24 protein-coding genes and 1 pseudogene are annotated in these 20,354 nt (G+C 33.1%); 3 read left to right on the top strand and 22 right to left on the bottom strand.

Annotated features, from left to right (window positions below; all coding sequences use genetic code 11):
• Positions 1 to 61: 61 nt before the first annotated feature.
• The 3 genes from EsVE80_RS03720 to EsVE80_RS03710 all read right to left on the bottom strand — a co-directional run bounded on the left by EsVE80_RS03720 (position 62) and on the right by EsVE80_RS03710 (position 2,066).
• Positions 62 to 217, bottom strand: a complete 156-nt coding sequence (locus tag EsVE80_RS03720; protein WP_001035198.1) for a hypothetical protein — start codon at positions 215 to 217, stop codon at positions 62 to 64.
• A gap of 511 nt (positions 218 to 728) precedes the next feature.
• Positions 729 to 1,577: a MerR family transcriptional regulator gene (locus EsVE80_RS03715; protein ID WP_081528340.1), complete on the bottom strand. Its 849-nt coding sequence runs from the start codon at positions 1,575 to 1,577 to the stop codon at positions 729 to 731.
• Between the two features lie 174 nt (positions 1,578 to 1,751).
• The gene (locus tag EsVE80_RS03710; RefSeq protein ID WP_221735475.1) at positions 1,752 to 2,066 is read right to left on the bottom strand and encodes a hypothetical protein; all 315 of its coding nucleotides are present in this window, start codon (positions 2,064 to 2,066) and stop codon (positions 1,752 to 1,754) included.
• A gap of 60 nt (positions 2,067 to 2,126) precedes the next feature.
• On the opposite strand from EsVE80_RS03710, the gene EsVE80_RS03705 reads away from it, so the two are divergent.
• Complete coding sequence (locus EsVE80_RS03705; RefSeq protein WP_000019067.1) at positions 2,127 to 3,374, top strand: ISL3 family transposase; 1,248 nt, start codon at positions 2,127 to 2,129, stop codon at positions 3,372 to 3,374.
• A gap of 256 nt (positions 3,375 to 3,630) precedes the next feature.
• On the opposite strand, the gene erm(B) is transcribed toward EsVE80_RS03705, so the two are convergent.
• The 12 genes from erm(B) to EsVE80_RS03640 all read right to left on the bottom strand — a co-directional run bounded on the left by erm(B) (position 3,631) and on the right by EsVE80_RS03640 (position 11,740).
• Positions 3,631 to 4,368 (bottom strand): 23S rRNA (adenine(2058)-N(6))-methyltransferase Erm(B), encoded by a 738-nt coding sequence (gene erm(B), locus EsVE80_RS03700; protein WP_001038795.1) that lies wholly within the window; start codon positions 4,366 to 4,368, stop codon positions 3,631 to 3,633.
• A gap of 124 nt (positions 4,369 to 4,492) precedes the next feature.
• On the bottom strand, positions 4,493 to 4,576 hold the full coding sequence (locus EsVE80_RS03695) for a 23S rRNA methyltransferase attenuation leader peptide (RefSeq protein WP_001814874.1): 84 nt from the start codon (positions 4,574 to 4,576) through the stop codon (positions 4,493 to 4,495).
• Between the two features lie 48 nt (positions 4,577 to 4,624).
• Positions 4,625 to 4,792, bottom strand: coding sequence for an MLS leader peptide (locus EsVE80_RS03690; RefSeq protein WP_000502600.1), 168 nt, complete (start codon positions 4,790 to 4,792; stop codon positions 4,625 to 4,627).
• Positions 4,782 to 6,044, bottom strand: coding sequence for a MobT family relaxase (mobT, locus tag EsVE80_RS03685; RefSeq protein WP_016397615.1), 1,263 nt, complete (start codon positions 6,042 to 6,044; stop codon positions 4,782 to 4,784). Before mobT ends, EsVE80_RS03690 begins: the two co-directional genes overlap by 11 nt.
• 177 nt (positions 6,045 to 6,221) lie before the next feature.
• Positions 6,222 to 7,607: an FtsK/SpoIIIE domain-containing protein gene (locus EsVE80_RS03675; protein ID WP_000813488.1), complete on the bottom strand. Its 1,386-nt coding sequence runs from the start codon at positions 7,605 to 7,607 to the stop codon at positions 6,222 to 6,224.
• A gap of 28 nt (positions 7,608 to 7,635) precedes the next feature.
• Positions 7,636 to 8,022 carry a YdcP family protein gene (locus EsVE80_RS03670; RefSeq protein WP_000985015.1) on the bottom strand — a complete coding sequence of 129 codons (387 nt, stop codon included), beginning with the start codon at positions 8,020 to 8,022 and terminating at the stop codon, positions 7,636 to 7,638.
• A 15-nt stretch (positions 8,023 to 8,037) separates the two neighbouring features.
• Positions 8,038 to 8,352, bottom strand: coding sequence for a YdcP family protein (locus EsVE80_RS03665; protein WP_000420682.1), 315 nt, complete (start codon positions 8,350 to 8,352; stop codon positions 8,038 to 8,040).
• A gap of 452 nt (positions 8,353 to 8,804) precedes the next feature.
• Complete coding sequence (locus tag EsVE80_RS03660) at positions 8,805 to 9,434, bottom strand: ABC-2 transporter permease (RefSeq protein WP_081528338.1); 630 nt, start codon at positions 9,432 to 9,434, stop codon at positions 8,805 to 8,807.
• On the bottom strand, positions 9,434 to 10,282 hold the full coding sequence (locus EsVE80_RS03655) for an ABC transporter ATP-binding protein (protein ID WP_081528337.1): 849 nt from the start codon (positions 10,280 to 10,282) through the stop codon (positions 9,434 to 9,436). The genes EsVE80_RS03660 and EsVE80_RS03655 overlap by 1 nt, the downstream gene beginning before the upstream one ends.
• Complete coding sequence (locus EsVE80_RS03650; protein ID WP_081528336.1) at positions 10,275 to 10,655, bottom strand: GntR family transcriptional regulator; 381 nt, start codon at positions 10,653 to 10,655, stop codon at positions 10,275 to 10,277. The genes EsVE80_RS03655 and EsVE80_RS03650 overlap by 8 nt, the downstream gene beginning before the upstream one ends.
• 117 nt (positions 10,656 to 10,772) lie before the next feature.
• Positions 10,773 to 11,186 (bottom strand): RNA polymerase sigma factor, encoded by a 414-nt coding sequence (locus EsVE80_RS03645; protein ID WP_081528335.1) that lies wholly within the window; start codon positions 11,184 to 11,186, stop codon positions 10,773 to 10,775.
• A gap of 293 nt (positions 11,187 to 11,479) precedes the next feature.
• Positions 11,480 to 11,740 carry a metalloregulator ArsR/SmtB family transcription factor gene (locus EsVE80_RS03640; RefSeq protein WP_081528334.1) on the bottom strand — a complete coding sequence of 87 codons (261 nt, stop codon included), beginning with the start codon at positions 11,738 to 11,740 and terminating at the stop codon, positions 11,480 to 11,482.
• A 331-nt stretch (positions 11,741 to 12,071) separates the two neighbouring features.
• Between EsVE80_RS03640 and EsVE80_RS03635 the strand changes: the two genes are divergently transcribed.
• Positions 12,072 to 12,431 (top strand): plasmid mobilization protein, encoded by a 360-nt coding sequence (locus EsVE80_RS03635; RefSeq protein ID WP_081528333.1) that lies wholly within the window; start codon positions 12,072 to 12,074, stop codon positions 12,429 to 12,431.
• Positions 12,432 to 13,763: a relaxase/mobilization nuclease domain-containing protein gene (locus tag EsVE80_RS03630; protein WP_081528332.1), complete on the top strand. Its 1,332-nt coding sequence runs from the start codon at positions 12,432 to 12,434 to the stop codon at positions 13,761 to 13,763.
• 1 nt (position 13,764) lies between these two features.
• Here the strand turns inward: EsVE80_RS03630 and EsVE80_RS03625 are convergent, their stop codons facing one another.
• From EsVE80_RS03625 to EsVE80_RS14110, 7 genes and pseudogenes are all read right to left on the bottom strand, one after another.
• A complete protein-coding gene (locus EsVE80_RS03625; RefSeq protein WP_049513415.1) occupies positions 13,765 to 15,018 on the bottom strand; it encodes a DNA cytosine methyltransferase in 1,254 nt (417 codons plus the stop codon).
• 30 nt (positions 15,019 to 15,048) lie between these two features.
• Positions 15,049 to 16,932: an ATP-binding protein gene (locus EsVE80_RS03620; protein ID WP_049513486.1), complete on the bottom strand. Its 1,884-nt coding sequence runs from the start codon at positions 16,930 to 16,932 to the stop codon at positions 15,049 to 15,051.
• Positions 16,933 to 16,973: 41 nt separating this feature from the next.
• A complete protein-coding gene (locus EsVE80_RS03615) occupies positions 16,974 to 17,930 on the bottom strand; it encodes a HaeIII family restriction endonuclease (RefSeq protein ID WP_049513413.1) in 957 nt (318 codons plus the stop codon).
• 13 nt (positions 17,931 to 17,943) lie between these two features.
• Positions 17,944 to 18,966, bottom strand: a complete 1,023-nt coding sequence (locus tag EsVE80_RS03610; protein ID WP_001049189.1) for a DNA cytosine methyltransferase — start codon at positions 18,964 to 18,966, stop codon at positions 17,944 to 17,946.
• A 1-nt stretch (position 18,967) separates the two neighbouring features.
• Positions 18,968 to 19,189: a helix-turn-helix domain-containing protein gene (locus EsVE80_RS03605; RefSeq protein ID WP_000033212.1), complete on the bottom strand. Its 222-nt coding sequence runs from the start codon at positions 19,187 to 19,189 to the stop codon at positions 18,968 to 18,970.
• A 149-nt stretch (positions 19,190 to 19,338) separates the two neighbouring features.
• Positions 19,339 to 19,998, bottom strand: a complete 660-nt coding sequence (locus tag EsVE80_RS03600; protein WP_081528331.1) for a DNA-binding protein — start codon at positions 19,996 to 19,998, stop codon at positions 19,339 to 19,341.
• Between the two features lie 52 nt (positions 19,999 to 20,050).
• Positions 20,051 to 20,338, bottom strand: a pseudogene (locus tag EsVE80_RS14110) (helicase); the annotation flags it as partial.
• Positions 20,339 to 20,354: the final 16 nt, after the last annotated feature.

Raw genomic sequence — 20,354 nt, 5'->3', positions numbered from 1 at the left:
TTTCGGAAGATTACTTCTACCACCTATATTTTACCGCACCCTATTTCTCTTTGTCAGCCCCTCAAATTCTGACACAAGATTTACATAGATACATCTCAACAATATCAAGTAAATCAAGCTTTTCACTTTCGCTCGTAGAGTAGGTTATTTTCTTAGAATAATCATCGGCTATTTGCTTCTTATCCTTATCTTTCTTAACTTCTTTTTTCTTATTCATAGTCTTAACCTCACTATTTTTATAATAAGTTTTATGACATTGGTAGGTGCATTGGCTGCTACATTGGAATCTCACCACCGCCCCTTATTAAGACGAGCCGGCTTAAACTATTGAAGTATCATTATCACCATTCGTATCACAGAGATAGATTGCCACACCTATCCTTTATGTATTCCTATTTATCGCTCTTTTTCTTTTATCCTTGGCACTTACCAGTATTCATTTAAACCAATTTCTCAGCAGAAAAGTCTTGGCGTAGGTCATAATTCTCCACAAATGGATAACGTCCCACCTTGGTCTATTCAGTTGTCAAAGATCAATTAGCTTTCTGCTATGTAGGATTCTTTGCTTAATAACGGAATAGATTTTCTCTTCTACCTCAAAAGCAAAAAGGATAAATTTCCCCCTACACTTTAATAGTGAAAATTTATCCCTCTTGGTAACCAGATTTATGAAATTTTAAAAAAAAGAAAAGCACCCACTATTTACAAGTAGATACTTTTCAATACCATTAACATTTAATTTCTAAGTACTTATCATTTGCTACGATTAGTTTCTTATAATAATCATCATAGCTTTTACTAAATTTTCTAATAAGTGGAATCGCAATTTCATAATACTTGTTGTCTTTCATAAAGTTTTGTAATTTATCTTGAATTTGCTTCATTAGGCTCTTTTGATATTCTTCACTGTTTTTATATTCTTCATATTGAGAAATAGTATTATCATTTTCTTTTAGCCATTTTTCAACATTTTCAATAGCGTTAATTTTATCTTTATTAACTTTTTTTAGTATCTGCATATCAAAAGTAGAACTTATCTTTTCAATATAATTTTGCTCATCCTTACTTAACTGAAATAATGGTAAATTATCTAAGTAATCTACATATTTTTCAAATGCTTCTTCCTCATCTTTTCCTAATGATTCATTTAAAAATGGTTGATATGCTGCAAATAACATTTGTCCAAAATATCCTGGAAATAATCTCTCTAATCTTTCGTAGATTGATTCCTCTGCTTCAATCAATTTAATTTTTTCATTTATAAGTTCCTGATTTTCACCTTTAACTACAAGTTCAAGGACTTCTTTTCTTTTCTCTTCAACATCTAATTGATGTTGCTTTCTTCTTAAAACAGATGATAATGCACTAATGCCAGTGGTTAGATACCCTTCTATTTCAGTTACACTAATTCCAAGTTTTCTAAATAAAGATATTTGAATTAAAACCTCTAAATCATTCTCGCTGTAATCTCTATAACCGTTTTCAGTTTTTTGAGGATTTATAAGTCCTTTCTCCTCATAATATTCAATTGCTTTTCTTGTTAAACCTGTTTTGTTTTGAATTTCATTTCTTAACATGGTTTGCCACCTCCTTTAATTAAAAGATAGCACTGTCCCCAACGGACAGGTCAAGCAAAAAACTTACTCGTATTTTTTTCTTTTTTATAGCCAAATAAATTAATCTTATTATCGGAATACATATCATACAAAAGACTACAAGCGATGGAATTTTAGGCATATTAATCACCTCCACTAAAACAACTTAAATTTAGCAATTATAAATAAAACAATTGCAACGATAAAAAGAATACATGCTCTTTTTACTGAAAACCCATAAATTTTTTCAGGATTTCTTTTATCATATTTTATTTGCTTTAAGTCTCCTACTTTCGTATTCATAGAAACCTGTATTCTGTTACTAGATATATATTGTTTACCATCAACTAAGTACATAAAATTTGCCCATTTGGAATTTCCTTTTTTCACAGCCTCCGGATTTGGTTGCCATATAGATACAACCTCTGCTTTTACATAATCTGTATTACTTTTATACAAAAAAGAGGACATTTGCTGTCCCCTCGTTATACAATCAATTCACCACAAAAATCATGAAAGAAGGTTAAACAAATGTCCCATAATGATTCTATCCTAAATATTCTTGGAATTAAAGATAAAAATATTAAAATTATTTCTGTTGAAGAAGCTGAACACAACAACGATTCTGTTAAAGAGTATATAACGCTAATAACAGCTACTCTTTCTTATCCGATTAATCGTTGTCGTAACTGTGGCTTTCCCACAGTTAATAAGGATGGCTTTCGCAAAACTCATGTACGACTGGCAAGTTTAAATGGGAGAAGATATGAACTAGAGCTTCGTAAACAACGCTATAAATGTAAATCATGCCATACTACTTTTGGTGCTATTACTAATTTAACCAAAGAAAATCAAACCTTATCCAGTGATCTCAAAAATCAAATCATGCTTTTAGCTCGTAAAGGCTTATCTGGTCAGCTTATTGCTGAAATGTGTCACTGCTCTCCTAGCAGTGTTCGTCGAACAATCTTAGAGCGCATGGAACCACACTATCGTGTGGCTAAGTTGCCTAAGCATCTATGTTTTGACGAGTTTCGTTCAATTAAGTCTGTGATGTCCTTTATCTGTTGTGACGCTGAAACCCACCAAATTGTCACAAAGTTACAGGATCGTCTATCACCTACCATTGTTGATTATTTTGAAAGTCGTTATTCAAAAGCCGAACGCGAATGCGTTCAATCAGTTGTAATTGATTTAAATGCTCAATATCAAAGTTTTATCTATCGCCTTTTCCCTAATGCCAATATCATTATTGATCGCTTCCACCTTGTACAATTAGCTGGTCGCGCTTTGGACAATTGTCGTATCTCTATCCTAAAGCAACTTGATAAACAGAGCCAAGAATATAAAATTATGAAGTCACATTGGAAGCTATTCCATAAAAAAGCTGAAGATCTTCACCCTGAAGAAGTAGTTTTTCTTCGCGGCGTTAAACAATATATGACTCGCCAAAATGCTGTTGATCTCATTACTAGTAAATTTTCCAAGTTCGCTGAAGTATACCAAACTTACCAAGATATCACGAAAGCCCTAAACGAGCGCAATAGTGAATTACTAGAGTCAACCATCTTAGACTACCAAAAAACCAATACAGAAATGGATACTGCTATTCAAACCCTTCGTCAAAACAGAAAATATGTCTTAAATAGCGCTAAATTTGAATACTCTAATGGTCCTTTAGAAGGCATCAATCGCAAAATCAAAACCCTAAAACGAACTTGTTATGGTTTTGCCAATCAAAAATTTTTCTTTTTAAGAATCGATTGTATTTTTTCGTAAAAAAATACCCCCTACATTTTCGTAGGAAGTATTTTTAGTCAACCATACCAGTTGACAGATATCCCACTTAGGACATTTTCCTACAAGGGGTCCCGAGCGCTTAGTGGGAATTTGTACCCCTTATCGATACAAATTCCCCGTAGGCGCTAGGGACCTCTTTAGCTTCTTGGAAGCTGTCAGTAGTATATCTAATAATTTATCTCCATTCCCTTTAGTAACGTGTAACTTTCCAAATTTAAAAAAGCGACTCATAGAATTATTTCCTCCCGTTAAATAATAGATAACTATTAAAAATAGACAATACTTGCTCATAAGTAATGGTACTTAAATTGTTTACTTTGGCGTGTTTCATTGCTTGATGAAACTGATTTTTAGTAAACAGTTGACGATATTCTCGATTGACCCATTTTGAAACAAAGTACGTATATAGCTTCCAATATTTATCTGGAACATCTGTGGTATGGCGGGTAAGTTTTATTAAGACACTGTTTACTTTTGGTTTAGGATGAAAGCATTCCGCTGGCAGCTTAAGCAATTGCTGAATCGAGACTTGAGTGTGCAAGAGCAACCCTAGTGTTCGGTGAATATCCAAGGTACGCTTGTAGAATCCTTCTTCAACAATCAGATAGATGTCAGACGCACGGCTTTCAAAAACCACTTTTTTAATAATTTGTGTGCTTAAATGGTAAGGAATATTCCCAACAATTTTATACCTCTGTTTGTTAGGGAATTGAAACTGTAGAATATCTTGGTGAATTAAAGTGACACGAGTATTCAGTTTTAATTTTTCTGACGATAAGTTGAATAGATGACTGTCTAATTCAATAGACGTTACCTGTTTACTTATTTTAGCCAGTTTCGTCGTTAAATGCCCTTTACCTGTTCCAATTTCGTAAACGGTATCGGTTTCTTTTAAATTCAATTGTTTTATTATTTGGTTGAGTACTTTTTCACTCGTTAAAAAGTTTTGAGAATATTTTATATTTTTGTTCATGTAATCTCTCCTGAAGTGATTACATCTATAAACAAATACAGAAGTTAAACGATTTGTTTGTAATTTTAGTTATCTGTTTAAAAAGTCATAAGATTAGTCACTGGTAGGAATTAATCTAACGTATTTATTTATCTGCGTAATCACTGTTTTTAGTCTGTTTCAAAACAGTAGATGTTTTATCTACATTACGCATTTGGAATACCAACATGACGAATCCCTCCTTCTTAATTACAAATTTTTAGCATCTAATTTAACTTCAATTCCTATTATACAAAATTTTAAGATAATGCACTATCAACACACTCTTAAGTTTGCTTCTAAGTCTTATTTCCATAACTTCTTTTACGTTTCCGCCATTCTTTGCTGTTTCGATTTTTATGATATGGTGCAAGTCAGCACGAACACGAACCGTCTTATCTCCCATTATATCTTTTTTTTGGATATCTGTCAACTGGTATGGTTGACAGATATCCTTTTTTTGTTGTTATCACGTCCTGTTCTTTTACTGACTGTTGCTTCAAAATCTGCTTGTGTCGGTCTGTCAGTTTCGCATGGTCGAGAATGTCTTTTACAACCTGCGTCTGGTTGATTTCATCAAGTTTAATCGCAACCTTTAAGGTCGGGGCAACTTGATGAGATAGCCAGTTCAGCGTCCTTTGGAAGGAGTAAGGCTCTGGTTTTGTGGTTAGTTTTAATCGTTCACGATTGTTCCCAATAAACCAAGCCCATTCTTCATTCAGTTTCCAATCAGAACGAGGTTTGGAATCGTCTTTATCTACAAAACGGATATACCGATTGATAATTTTAAAGGCGGTATGCTCTGGATTGTCATAGACGAGTAAATCACGGACTGCATAATAGGCACGCTCATTTTTCAATCGAATCTCAAAACGGTTTTTTACTTCTGCGTCTTCAATGGGAATATCATTTTTCTTGTACTGCTCGTAGTCCTTTTCATAGATACAGAAATAAACTTCACTTTGTAATGAACCGATATAGAGGGTGTTTCCCATACATTCCTTTTCCTCTTTGCGTACCAGTTCGCCACTGCGATAGCTTTTAAAACTGCGGAAGACGGATATACATTCTTCCTGTTGGCACTTTTCAGTGAGTACAGGGATATTTAAAATCCCTGTCTTATCGTTAATGGCAAGGTCAAGGCGTTTCATCACACCGCCAGCCACCAAAACGTCCATAAAGAACTCATACCAGCTTCTTTGTTGTGCCAGAAGATAGCTTTCAAATTGTCTGCACCCACGACCTTTCAATTCCACCAGAACTCCTTTGTCCAGTTCATGGGAGCAAAGGACGAATATGTCGCCTAAAGCATAATGCTCTGAATAAGAATAGAAACCATAGTCCTCATGAAGAAAATAGGACAGTTTCAGTTGTAAGATGTTTTCGACCACCTGCTGTACGTCTGTTGTCGGAAAGCGAATTCTTACATAATCAAACAGCATTTCAAGGGGAGCGTCGGGATTGAAGCGTTCCAGAGCTTCCCAAAGGGACTGCTGTAAATCCTCTGATGGCTTGACTTTTCCTGTTTCAATATCGCTTAGATACTGCCTTGTAATACCAGTCGCAACAGCTAAACGGTTTTGAGATAGTCCATAAGCCAAGCGTTTTTCTTTTAAATGCTGTAACCAAGTTTGTTCATTCAGTAAAAATCCCTCCAATCAAAAAGGCGTATGTCAACTTTTAAAGCCCATTTGACATACGCTGAAATTTTGTAAATCCCTTGTAACCAAAGGATTTTCTAATGTTTTTTTGACTGTTTCCTGTCGATTTGTACCCCCCTGTTAGATACGGGGGGTTAAGTGCTGGCGTGGCTATTGCCACACCAGCCAGCAAGATCAGTCCACACCTGCGACTTCCGCTTCGCACGTCGCCTGCGTGGACTGTCTGCTGTTGGATAACTTTTTAATTTCCTCCAAGAAATCATATCCTTTTGGTACAAGGGGAGTATAAAACTCTGATATGACACTTGTTCCTACATCAACATAGCCACGACCTTTGATTCGCTTTAAGAAGAAATCCTTTTGTACGTCACTGCCAAACATCATGCCATAGCCCATTTCAGACATACGACCTAAAGCCACTCTGAAATTAAACTGATCACGGATTCCGTCGCCTAAATATTTTGCGTCTGGACGTTGACAAGCCAGTATTAGAAAGAAGCCAGCTTGACGACCTAACATGACAATCTGTTTCAGCTTATTCATAACTGCGGTGTTTTCTTTTGTTCCCAGCATTTCCATGAAAGCGACGTATTCATCAAAGATTAAGAAGTGTGCCGGGAGACCTAAGTAAGCATAATTTTTGCCAGTCTTATAGTTCTTCATCTGCTTCATTTCCTCACTACGTTTCATCATTTCTTCATAGAATGTTTCAATGCAAGAAAGCAAGTCTTCTTTTCTATAGTAGACATTTGCCATCACAGAACCTAAGTCCGCAAGGTCAGCATTTTTCGGGTCAAGAATATACAGTTTTGAATCTGTATGAAGCAAGGCTTCAATCAGTGTCAGTATAAAGTAAGTTTTACCGCCACCTGTACCACCAGCAATCAACATATGAGGGAGCTTATCATATTCCCACCATACGTTTTTCATTAAGCGAAGTTTACCATCTTTAGCTTCTACTTCATCAATAGAAATACGACTGGCTATGGTGTCATAGAGCAAAGTATATTCCACATAGGAATCCTTTAACTCTTTATCCGTCAGCTCACAGTACAAGCCACTCTCTAATTTCTTTTCCAAGTGTAAGAGTTGGTCTTGATATTTTCCCAGCGTGATTTCCACCCGTATCTGTATCAAGCCATTTTTAAGTCGATAATACATTTTAGGGAAGTAGGTTATCTTTTCCTTTGTACGACCAGCACTATCTTTAAAGAAACCCTCTGTTTTGACCTGTTCAGATTCATACCACTTGTTTTCAAGTATCATCTTTGCCAGTTTTTGACGGTGGTAAAGTTGTTTAACCGTATCATAGCGAACCCGTTTGAATACAAACGCTACCAGCAAGCAGATAAGAATTGCGACACTGAAACTGATAATTAAATAGGGAATGTCAATCTTATCTGCTTGTGATAGGTTAAAATCCTGCCAGTTGATCTGCTGGATTGTCTTCACATGAAACAGTCCGACAACCAGCAGGAAAACAGGCAGGAGTGACGCTATCGTAAAATGAAAGACTAAATCTTTACCAGATGGGCGAATCCTTTTACCACGCTGTTTCATGCGAAAAAGTCTCCTTTCTACCTAGCGACTATTTGTCTTGTGTCGGTTCTTTCTTTGCTTGTGGTTGAGCTTTGAATGAACTAGAATCCTTTGTCAGCACAATATCGTCTGCCTTGATATACCAGTCAACATCTGCTCCTTGATAGGTGGCAGTAGCAACGGTGTCCGCAATGGGATTGATAAGTTCCACCCGTGCGTTATAATCAAACTCTTTCAAAGGCACGCTGGCAGGAATACTTACTTGAATCATGCGTCCTTGTCCTTTGGATTTTAAGTCATAGGTACGTTCCTTGATTTCATCTGAAACCGACCCGTCTTCATTTTGGATTCTCACTTCACGACGTAGAGCAGAGAATTTCAATTCTCCAAAAGTCGTGTCTTTATCTAATACAATGCCATTTGCTAATCTCATCATTTTTCCTCTCTTTCTTTATTCTTTTATCATGTCGTCAGCATGTAAAAGGTAATTTGTAAAACCACGAGTGCCGATTTTGTAGCCCTCTGCGGTAATACGTGGATTGACTAACTTCACACGTTCCTCAAAGCCGAAATGTTTTTCGCCAGCTTCAGCAGGAAGCACCACCACAATATCATCTGCTCTTTGAACATCAGAATAGAGATTATAGCTTCTTGATAAGACAGTTAGCCGTCCGTTGATTCTTCGCTGAACGACTTTATCCTCGCCAGCAAATTCTAAATTGCCGAATGTTTTTTCCATGTTGGGAATCACAAATTTAAGTTCCATATTTTTACCTATCCTTTCTTTTTTATTGGCTGAATGAATGTTTGATGGTCTTAAAGAGTGGGGAACGACCTTTTGATTCTTGATTTTTTGTTTTCATAAGTTCACTTCCTTTCAAAATCGGGTAAAAAAATAGACACCTCATTTTTTGAAGTGTCTACCTATTAAATATTCAAATTTTATTGGAAGTATCTTTATATCTTCACTTTTCAAGGATAAATCGTCGTATCAAAGCTCATTCATAAGTAGTAAATTAGTAGTAAATTGAGTGGTTTTGACCTTGATAAAGTGTGATAAGTCCAGTTTTTATGCGGATAACTAGATTTTTATGCTATTTTTAAGCATAAAACTTTTACTTAAGTCCGCTAAACCTAATACTAAAAATATAATAGCAGCTATATAAAAAAATTGTTTTTCCATCTCTACCACCTAACTACAAATTAAATAATTTATAACTAGTATTCTTTTTTCTCCATAATCATAACGGACAATTTTACTGCAACCCCTATGATTAATATGCTTACAACTAAAATTCCTAAGCAAATCATTGATATAGAATTCTTACTAAAAATCTCCATTAGTTCTGCAAGAAAATCCGACTTTTCTTTTAACAGTGTTGATAAAGCAAATATTAAGAAATAAGTGATTACCATAATGAGTCTACCCTTTTCAGCACCATATTTAAGAATAAATGGTAATTGAATGGCAGACATAAGTATACTAGCAGCTAATGTAATTAAAGCAATAAACACTATATTATCCAATGACATTTGATTTTTTGTCATCAACAGTACAAAAATGCAGATTGAACCGACCAAACCAAAGGCAAATGCAAAGAAAAGCTTGCTCAACACATAACTGCTCTTTTTTATTGGCATCGAAAATGCAAACTGTTCGAAATTTGATTTTGTATCATAACCAAAGGCGATTGCAGTAAGTATGAGCGGAATCATTGCACATATTAACGGAACCATAAACAATTCATTTTCATAAATTCCATATACAGCCAGTGCAATACTGATAGTAACCGTTAATAATAATGTCTTTTTTAAAGTAGCTATATCTTTCAAAATTAATGCTATCATTATTGTCTCACTCCTTTCACAAAGTAAATCATAATATCCTCAATTGACGGTTTTTGTAACTTGATACCATCAGGTACAAGACTCTTTTTAACAAGTAACTCTTGCCCAAAAGAATGTATTCTTCTTCCTACAATGGCTTCTTCATCAAAGTTATTTACTTCTTCATTGGATAAAGTACATATACCGTAGTTTTCTTTTAACTCATCTTTTGTTTCCATAAATAAGATTTTTCCATTGTGAATAAAAGCAATGTAATCTGCCACTTTTTCTAAGTCAGATAAAATATGGGAAGAAATAAGAATTGTATGATTTTCATCTTGCATAAAATCTAATAACAAATCCAAGATTTCCTCTCTTACAATTGGATCAAGCCCACTTGTTGCTTCATCTAAAATCAAAAGTTCAGCATTGTGAGATAAAGCAACAGCCATTGAAAGTTTCATTTTCATACCACGAGAATAATTTTTAATCATCTTTTTATGTGGTAAATTGAATTTTTCAACGAATCCATAAAACTGCTTTTTATCCCATTTTGAATAAACTCTATAACAAAACTTTTCAACATCGATTAATGTCATTTCTTCCGGCACTAACAAATCATCAAATACCACTCCAAGTTTATCTTTCAGTTCAACACTATTAGGATTTTCCTCATCTAAAAGTCTTATATCGCCAGAGTCTTTTCTTAAAAGCCCAAGTAACAATTTTATAGTTGTACTTTTACCAGCTCCATTCTGTCCGATATATCCAACTATTGTTCCTTTCGGAATAGTAAGATTTACCGGTCCTAGTTTAAAACTGTCAAATGTTTTTACTAAATCTTTAATTTCAATAGCATATTTACTCATATTCACCCTCCACATAACTCTTTAACATTTCTATCAATTCATCACTGGATACATCTGCAATTTCTGAAAGTTCAACTACTTCTTGAAGCTTCGATTCAATTTTCTTTAAGTATTCTTCTCGAATTAGTTCTTTATTTTGTGCTGCAACAAAATTACCTTTTCCTTGTACCGAATTTATAAACCCGTCTAACTCTAATTCATCAAAAGCTCTTTTTGCAGTTAACATGCTTACTCTTAATTCTTTCGCTAAGAATCTTATCGAAGGTAGTTGTTCTCCCACTTTCAAATCTCCAGAAATGATTTGTGCTTTAATTTGATTTTTTATTTGCAGATATATTGGATCATCACTGGAATTATTTATCTGTATATTCATCCTCAACCCCCTACTGTTATTTGTGTTTTAACTGTTATTATTATAGCATAACAGTTAAAACATTTCAATATCTAAAAAGAAGCAGACAAAATTTTCTTTGCCCGCTTCTTCTCATTACTACCTAAAGTCTTTCAGCAATTCTCTTAACTTGTCCAATATCTTATTTCTTCTCTTTATGAGAGCTGGATGAGATATTTTTTTCGTTTCAGCTACCGAACGAATAGTTTCATCATTAAAATAAAGTCTATCAATTATTTCTCTTTCTTCATCATTTAATTTTGATAGTGCATCTCGCACTGCCTCTATCATCATTTGTGTCTGAACAATCTTATCTACATCAAATCCCTCATCAACGATACTATCTTCAAAATGCCCATCATGGTCAAAAGAAGAAAATAAAAGCAGTTGATTTTTTCGATCTATCTGCTTCAAGTAATTCTCATGATTTTTCTCTTGCCAATAGACTTTATAAATCTCCTCGCTAACTTTGATCTTCTTTCCGTTTACAAACAAGAAATATTCTTTATTCATTCTTCGTCCTCCTTTTCGTTTCAAAATCTTGTTTGAAGACAAAAAAGGAGGACTACGGCATGATGTCACACCGAGTCCTCGCAAATGAACAAAAACAGTTCTACTATTTAATTTATTAAGTTTAGAATTAGGTAAAGGATAAATGCAATAAGGAAAATTTTCCGCACAAAAAATTATGAATCCCTTTTATTAAATCGTGCGTAACCCATCCCATGCACATCATCCTCCTAATTAACAGTTAAATCTTCATCTCCTTGTAATTGCTAATTTTAGAAAGCTTATTTATGCGAATTTTATTTTTGAAATCTATCAAACCAAGTTGAAGCTTCCTGAATACCATTTCGATTTAGGCTATAAAAAATAAAATTCTTATATTTTCTTTCTGTAACCATATCTACTTTTTTTAGTATCGCTAAATGATACGAAATTTTTGAATTTGGTAGAGCAAATTTTTCTGCAATATCCCCTGCAGATAACTCTCCATTATTCAATTCATTTAATATATCCAGTCTTATCGGATCGGATAGAGCTTTAAACTTATCATAATAATCCATTAGCTTAGCCTTTCCATAATCTATTTCAAATTTTTTCAAAATAATTATAACATCACCACAAGGATGAACTCAATAACTATTTCAATTTTTTTAGAAATAGTTTCTTAAATACGCTGACATTAACTTCTATACTTGGTATAATTAAGACACAAACTCATATCTCGCTTAACGCTTGTTTTACAAATCATTCTTATGTAGCAAGCACAGTAAGTGTGTACCCACTTACGAAAAATCGATGAAGCAGCCCCTCGTGGAGTTGCTTCTTTTTTTATCAATTTTAGCTTGTTAGGGAGTACCCTAAGACCCCATTTTTTGAAAGGAAGTAACAGACATGGCAAATAGAATTAGAAATGTTCAGCTGAAAATAAACTTAACAGAAGAAGAAAAAGCACTCTTTGAAAAGAAAATGAAGATGTCAAAGTGTAAGACCATGAACCATTTTCTAAGAAAAGTAGTATCTGAATCAGATATTTATGTTGTCGATTTAGAACCATTTAGAGATATACAAGGATTACTTTTTAGATATGCAAGTAGCGTCAACCAAATTGCTAAACGAGTTAATTCTACTGGTGTTATCTATAGCGATGACATCAAATATATACAATCCCACATTGAACATCTATCAAAAGAAATATGGCAAATACATTCCCTACTACTTAATAAAACTACTAACAAAGGAGATGAGGTTTAAATGGCAATCACAAAAATACATCCAATAAAATCAACACTTAACCTCGCTATTGCCTATATAACAAATGAAGAAAAGACAGACGAAAAAATATTGGTAAGCACAAATAAGTGCTTTGCTTCTACTGCCCATGCTGCTTTTATGAAGACTAGAGAAGATAATAAAGTTAATGGAACAGTACTTGCAAGACACCTTATTCAGTCATTTATGCCTGGTGAAGCAACGCCCGAAATGGCACATCAAATCGGTCTTGAACTGTGTAAAAAGATATTAAAGGACGAATATGAATTTGTACTATCTACTCACATAGATAAAGGGCATATCCACAATCACATCATATTCAATAATGTAAATATGGTTACAGGCAAGTGCTATCAATCCAACAAGAGAAGCTATCATCAAATTAGGTATCAAAGTGATAAACTATGCAAAGAAAACAACCTATCTGTTATTGATGAGTTCTACGAAACTTATAGGAAGAAATATAAAACTAATGGTAAGTCATGGTATGAAAATGACCAACTTAAGAAAGGTACTTCTTGGAAAAGTAGACTTCAATTTGATATAGATAGAGCTATTAAACAATCCAAAGATTGGGCTGATTTTATAAAGAGAATGGCTACCCTTAATTATGAAATCAAATATGGAAAACATATTGCATTTAAGCACAAGGACAAAGAAAGATTTACAAGAGCTAAGACTATTGGAGAAGATTATACTGAGGATAGATTAAAAGAGCGTATCTTAGATAATGCTAATCAAAGAACCTATGCTGTTAAAAAACGTATCGGAAATATAATTGATATTGAGAATAATGAAAAGATAAAATCAAGTAAAGGCTATGAGTATTGGGCTACAAAACATAATTTGAAAACTGCAGCCGATACTGTACTTTTGATGCGTGAAAAAAGATTTAAGTCTATCTCCCAGCTGGATGAATACATTAAAGAGAGTGCATTAAAAAGACAAGATTTACAGGATCAAATCAAAGTTGTTGATAACAAAATTTCAACTCTATCAAATATTATGGAACAAGTTCATACCGTAAAATTGTATCGTCAAATCTATTTAGAATATAAGAAAGATCCATCTGATAAGGCTTTTTCTGAAGAACATAAATCAGAAATAACGCTCTATGAAAATGCCCTTTCAGACCTAAAAAAATCTTACTCAAAACTTCCAAACTCCAAGGATATTTTGAAAGAGCTTGATTCATTGCATGAAAAAAAGAATACCCTGATGCAAGAGTATTCTTCTTCAAAATCCGATATGAAAGAACTATATCAAATCAGAAAAAATTATGAAAAATATATGGGTAAGGAGATTGAAAGGTAATTCATTCTCCTTTTTCTCCTCTCAAAAAATCTATAACGGCCATTGCAATTTTTTTAGATAAAATTGGTGGAACAGCATTGCCTATCTGTTTAAATGCAGCTGTTCGTGAATGTTCAAAATAAAAATCATCTGGAAATCCTTGTATTCTAGCTGCTTCTCTTACTGTAATTGAACGATTCTGTCTTAAATCTGGATGAATATAGTAATGTCCATCTTTCGCTATATGAGCAACAACTGTATGACTAACAGAGCCATAATCCAAAGCTTTATATCTATCTAAAAAAGATGTTGTATTAGAATGCGTTTGTAGTTCTTCAGGTATATCGATATACCTTAAATTCTTACCTTTTTTCTTAGCTCTTAGTACCAATTTATATATCTTCAAATCATTTTCATTATGAGGTCTTGCAGCATGTTGTGTTAAAATATCATCTTTTTTACGAATATATTTTTCAACGAACTGACTCGAAACATCACAACGATACTTATGAGAACTTCCTCCAGACTTTATACTTGGCAAGTCCTCAAACAATTCTTTTATAGTTGGAGCAGCCTCAACATATTCAGCCAAACTGTCAAAAAATGAGTTATCGAACACTAAATCTTTTCGATGTCCGACAAGTATTAAACGTTCTCTTTTTTGTACTACACCATAATTACTTGCATCTACTATTTGATAATCTACCTCATATCCGCACTTATCAAATTCGCAAATTATTTTTGGCAAGAGTAACTCTCCTGATAAATCTTTAAAAGAAAGCAACCCTTTAACATTTTCAAAAACAAAGAACTTTGGTTTATATTTATCCAGAAAATCTAAATAATGTTTATACAGATAAATTCTTTTATCTGTAGATTTTTTCGACTTGTTATTGGCTCTACCGATTGTAGAGTATGCCTGACACGGTGGTCCACCAATAATACCATCTAACTCATTATTGCCTAATCTTTGGTCAATAAATTCAAAAATCGAAGGTATAGTATCTTTACTTATTTCCTTATTCAATATATCTTTAGTTAGATTTCTTGGTATAATCGAGTACAAATCATCTCTCGAGATTTTTCCTTGAATATATTCAAAATATGGAGATAGGTTATTTTCTTTTTTTAAATAGTAATATATGTTTCTTAATTCTAAAGAAGAGCAAGCATCTTTGTCCATTTCTATATGACAAATAAAATTATAATAGTCTTTATACCTAAAGCCTTCGGTTAATCCACCTGCTCCCGAAAACACATCTACTATATTGAGCATAACCACACCTCCTTTCAAGTTGTTTTATCACTATACTTCTTTATCTGGTTTATAAATGCTCTCAATCTCTTTATACCTAGTTATATAATCTTTATTATATTGCTTTGCCTGCTGCAGTAAATCTGAATACGATTTAATATAGAGTTTGCCTGTATCTTCCAAAGACGAATAAAAATCTGTCGTCTCATCGTCCATCACAAAACTATCTGAAATCAAAAATGTTTTAACACCGTTTGCAATACTCTCTTTATGATTTTTCAGCAAAAATCTTTCGTATTCCCTTGCTTGTCTAATTTCTTTTAACGAAATTTTTATTCTTGGTCTCTTTAATTCAATTATTATCAATTCGCCATTTACTAAATTGCAAAGAAAATCTAGTCTTCTATTTTTTTCTTCAAGTTCTGTATCTGGAAAATTTTCTTTTAATATCTTCTTGAAGGTAACTTCTCGTTCAAATGTTGTAATCCTTGGATCCAATATCCATGGAAATTTTTCTAAGAAAGGTTGAATAACTTTTGTTTCACTTGCATCATTTCTTACATACTTTTCGAACTGTTCAATTGCCTTAATACGTCCGATTGATATTTTAGCCAACTCTTTAGATTCTATATATTCCCAATCTGTAGTAATTTTTTCCACTTTATCAACCGTTAAATCTTCATCATCTAACTCGGCAATATAATTTTGAAAACTTTCAAATTTATATAATGTTTTCATGCTATCTAAGATTCGTTTCAACGAGTCAATATTATCAGTTTCTATCGAGTTAGCAATTAAAGTATCTTTAACTTTATTTATACTAGATATTTCGAGTTTTGACATTCCTTCAAAAAAATCTTCAGGAAGTTGCAACTGTTCTTCTTTCTTATCTTTTCTCTTTTTTCTCCAAGAATTTGAAACTTTAGATACTAATTTATTAAGATATTGTTTTAATTTAGCTGTATCTTCATCCGCTTCCCATAAAATGTTTTTTCTATCTGTGGATATAAAATCAGCTTCATTTGAATCATCAATAAAATCTATATTAAAATATCCAGTAACATATCCATTAAACGTATCATTCGCTCTGTCATCAAAAAAATCATTCTCAGCAGCAAGTTTATTTCTTACATAAATGTAAAAACCTGCTTCCGATTTGTTCAATGGTGTTTTTTTTGTAAAAATTTTACCTGAAACATTATGAGATTTCAACCATTCAAACCATTCTGTTTGACTTAACTCGCTTTCAAAATCATCTGGGAAATTCCAGTCAAATTCTTTATCTAATTTCTCAAAATATATGGATTTAGTTATTTCAATGCGTCTATCCGATGTTAAATCAACTAACTCCACTTTAAAATCAGAATCATAGAACGAAAATCTTTTTGATAAATTATATGCCAGAGTGTCTATATCCATAATATTTTTTTGAGTTATCTCTTTAATAATTACTTGTGTTTGATGTAGCTCATCTGTTTTTTCATTTTCATATAATGCCTTTGGCTTATATTCATCCTTGATTTCAGCCTTAAGTTCATCGTAGTTCATACTAAAGGCGTTTTTTATTCCTTCTTTTATCGAATGAACTTCAATTGTGTTTGCTATTCCAAATACTGCTAATTTCCCAAGTCCCTTTTTACCGGTTACTTTTCTGCCTTTAATTTTAGATAATCCAGTTCCCTCGGCTTTTCTTCTATTTCTACCAATTTTCAAGAAATTTTCATTCAATTCCTCGTGATTCATTCCAATTCCATCATCTGTAACTGTAACAATTTTATTATTGTAATCTATTTCTATTACAACATTTTCAGCATCTGCATCATATGAGTTAGAAATAAGTTCAGCAATTACTGGGGGAAATTTGCTATACAACTTAATACCTAGATGATCAATTGTATTCTTATCAAATTTTATTTTAAATCCACTATTTTCCATAATATTACATCTGATAAAACTATCAGACCCTCCTAGCATTCCTATTTCCATCTACAATCTATCGATATAATTGTTGTAGGCATACCTATAATTTGTATATCAAACTTCAAACTTGATTCAACCTTAGTCGAAGCATTATGAATTCTGAAACTAAATTGCCAACCGCCATCAAGGTATAGTTCCAATGTATTCTTACTGTCTGGTTTATATTCCAAGCTAACAATCCTTGTTGGAAGTGTTGATATTGGCAATTCAACACTTCTTTTACGCTTTTTACCCTGTCTATTCAACGTTCCTCTCAAATTGTAGCTTTGAATTTGAGTTATCTTTTTATTATCAATCCCAATTACTTTATAAAAATCAAATTCTCCGAGCAAATACTCAACCATCAATCTAGGAATATCTTTACTAAACAAGCAATTTTGTCTCTCCAGTTCCCCTTTAAATGCATTTAATAAAGGAACATATACATCGTCTTCTTTGTTAGGTAATTCACTCCACTTAGAACCCTTTTGTTTTTCAGAATCAAGATATTCAAATATTGGTTTAATATCTTTCCAATATTGTTCAGAACAATCTATTCCATACCACTTTTTTCCAAAATCTAAATTTTTAGATAATCTACTATGTTTTACAGCAAAATGGTTGTGTTTTACGCTAAGACCAATTTCCCACTCAATACCTCGTCTAATAATCAGTACATCTCTTACATCGCCTTCTTTACCTTTATCATCTGATTGAATTTTCAATTCCAACTCATCTAATCCATCATCTAAAATCAACGGTTCAAGTTCAAATATAGTATTTACTCCAGCTAATGCACTAATCTTGTATATAGCTTTTTCAGAATCGGTTAAAGTATTCCATGCACGTTCTGCAGCATAAAAACTACTGTTTTTTTCTATCTTTGCCGGACGAACTTTTGATATTTCTTCAAACAATGTAGTTAAATAAGAAAACTCATATGCCCTTCCTTGATTATTACTTTTTTCACTCATAGATTACCTCCGCCTAATTATCTGTGCCTGTTTTTAAGAGACTCAAATTTGAACTAGAATTACGCAAAGCTTCTAAAATTGACTCAGCCATAACATACGCTAAGTTCACAGGAACAGCATTACCAATCATTTTATATGCATCGTTCAAATTCGTATAATAGAATTTAAAATTATCTGGGAATCCTTGTATTCTTGCACACTCTCTCACGGTTAATCTTCTATATAGTGCTTCCTTACCAGGTTCAAATATATTTTTATTTTTTTCTACTTTAGGCATAACTGGTGCTTGCGGATGTAGTTGACACTGTCTACCAGATGCCTGGACCGTAAATGCCTGTTCATCCCATTGTCTAACTCTATTTCTACTCATAAATATTGGCGAATAGGCACCAATAAAGTATTCATGATTCAAAACTTTACAGTTATCACCATTTGTCTTATTTTTTTCTAATGCTGGAATTGCCGAATCTTTTAAATCAAATATCGCATCTTTAAAAGTCAACTTTGACTCGTATGGTTTAGGTGGTTCAAATTTGATGTTTAAATCCTTTCTAAATCCAACATAGAAAACTCTTTTTCTATCTTGAGGAACACCATAATCACTAGCATTTAACAAATGAATGAAAACATCGTAACCAGCTTCCTCAAATTGAGAAACAATATTTTCAACAGCACTATTATGCCTTTTCGCCATCATGCCCTTAACATTTTCTGCTAAGAAGAACTTCGGCTTTTTATCTTTCAAAATGCGTATGTACTGATAAAATAATTGTCCTCTAGGATCATCAATCCCCTTTAATGACCCTGCCTCACTCCAAGACTGGCATGGCGGACCTCCGATAATACCATCACATTCAGGAAACATCTCTGAAGGAATACCACAAATATCTCCCTTAATAAGTTTTGTATCATGATTTTTTTCATATGTTTCCCAAATTGTTTTATCGTATTCATTAGCAGCTACAACATTAAACCCTGCTTTTTCAAAGCCTAAGTCTAATCCTCCCGCTCCTGAAAACAAGCTAATTAAATTCATTTTATATTTCCTCCGAAGAATCATTAACACATTCTACAATCTCTGAAATATCACATTCCAATACATTACAGATTCTTAGTAACACGTCAGTTGTGACATTATCACCATTTTTAATTTTATAGAATGTACTTTTACTCACTTTTGCTTTTTTCATAAGTTCAGTATTTTTCATATCTTTATCTATCAATTTTTTAAACAATTTTTTATAGCTGAATTTTGACATGACTAACCTCCAGTCATTTTCTTGTTAAAATCATATCGCTTCTATTATACCACAAAACTAGTACTTATAGTACACTTTTATTCCCTTTTCTCGAACTAGTTTTGCAAAAAAAAATAATCGGTGCAGCCCGAAGACTACACCGACATATCTTATCTCTCAGTTTCCTTTAGAGATTCTTTCTTTTCTACAGGTTTTGCTTTTTCTTCAGCCTTATATTTCTTTATTGCTCCAAGTACCGATTCTTTCTTTTCTTCTTGCTTCTTCATCTGTTCCTTTGCTTTTAAAAGCTTAGACGATAGTATTCTAACATTAGTATGTTCCTTTCCGTTATCGTCAATGGATGTTCTTACCTGACCAAAAATCTTTACAAAGTCACCTTGCTTAAAATTCTTTGGTATATCTCCCTTATCTCCATAAGCCGAACAATTTATATAAGTCTTATTTCCCTCATCATCTTTTGACACAACCGAGAAATTAACTACTTTAAAGGCTTCTCCATTTTTGTTTTCTCTTTCAATTGTTTCAATCTCACCTACGACATTCCCAACAATGTTCACCAGATTATTATCTTCTTTTTCAATTGCTGCACTTTCTTTAATCTGTCCATTTTCTCTAAGTTCATCAATCAAATAATCAAACTCATCATTAAGTAAGCTCATACTGTCATTATCCATATACTCCTGGTACAACCTATCCAAGGCATTTTTATCATTGATACCTTTTTCAAAACTAATTAGTGCCTTTGCAAAATCTTCGTGTTTTTCGTTTGCCATTTGTTCTAGTGTATTTCTCATTTCTTTGTAGTTCATAATATACCTCCATTTTTCTACTAAAAATGAAAAGGAGCTTGTAATAAGCCCCTTAACGTTCATCGTGTTCTTTTGATTTATTTTCTCGTGTTTCTGCTTGTTTTTCTTGTGACTGATATGACTTAATTTGCCCTAAAATAGATGGTTTTTCTTTGCTTTCTGCCCTTGCATTAAGATTATCCTCTACATCATAAGTAGTTTCAAAATAGTCACTATCTCTAAAGTCATTATCGTATCTATCTGGCACACCATCATTGTCCAAATCTTCTGCAAGCGGATCATAGATATTACCATCGTCATCTCTTTCAAGACCTAATGCTTTTTTAAGGTCATTATCATCAATAGATACAAACTCT

The organism is Enterococcus saigonensis (assembly GCF_011397115.1).
Lineage (GTDB): Bacteria > Bacillota > Bacilli > Lactobacillales > Enterococcaceae > Enterococcus_C > Enterococcus_C saigonensis.
Note: the sequence above shows the minus strand (reverse complement) of the source record. Positions and strands in the feature narration are given on the sequence as shown.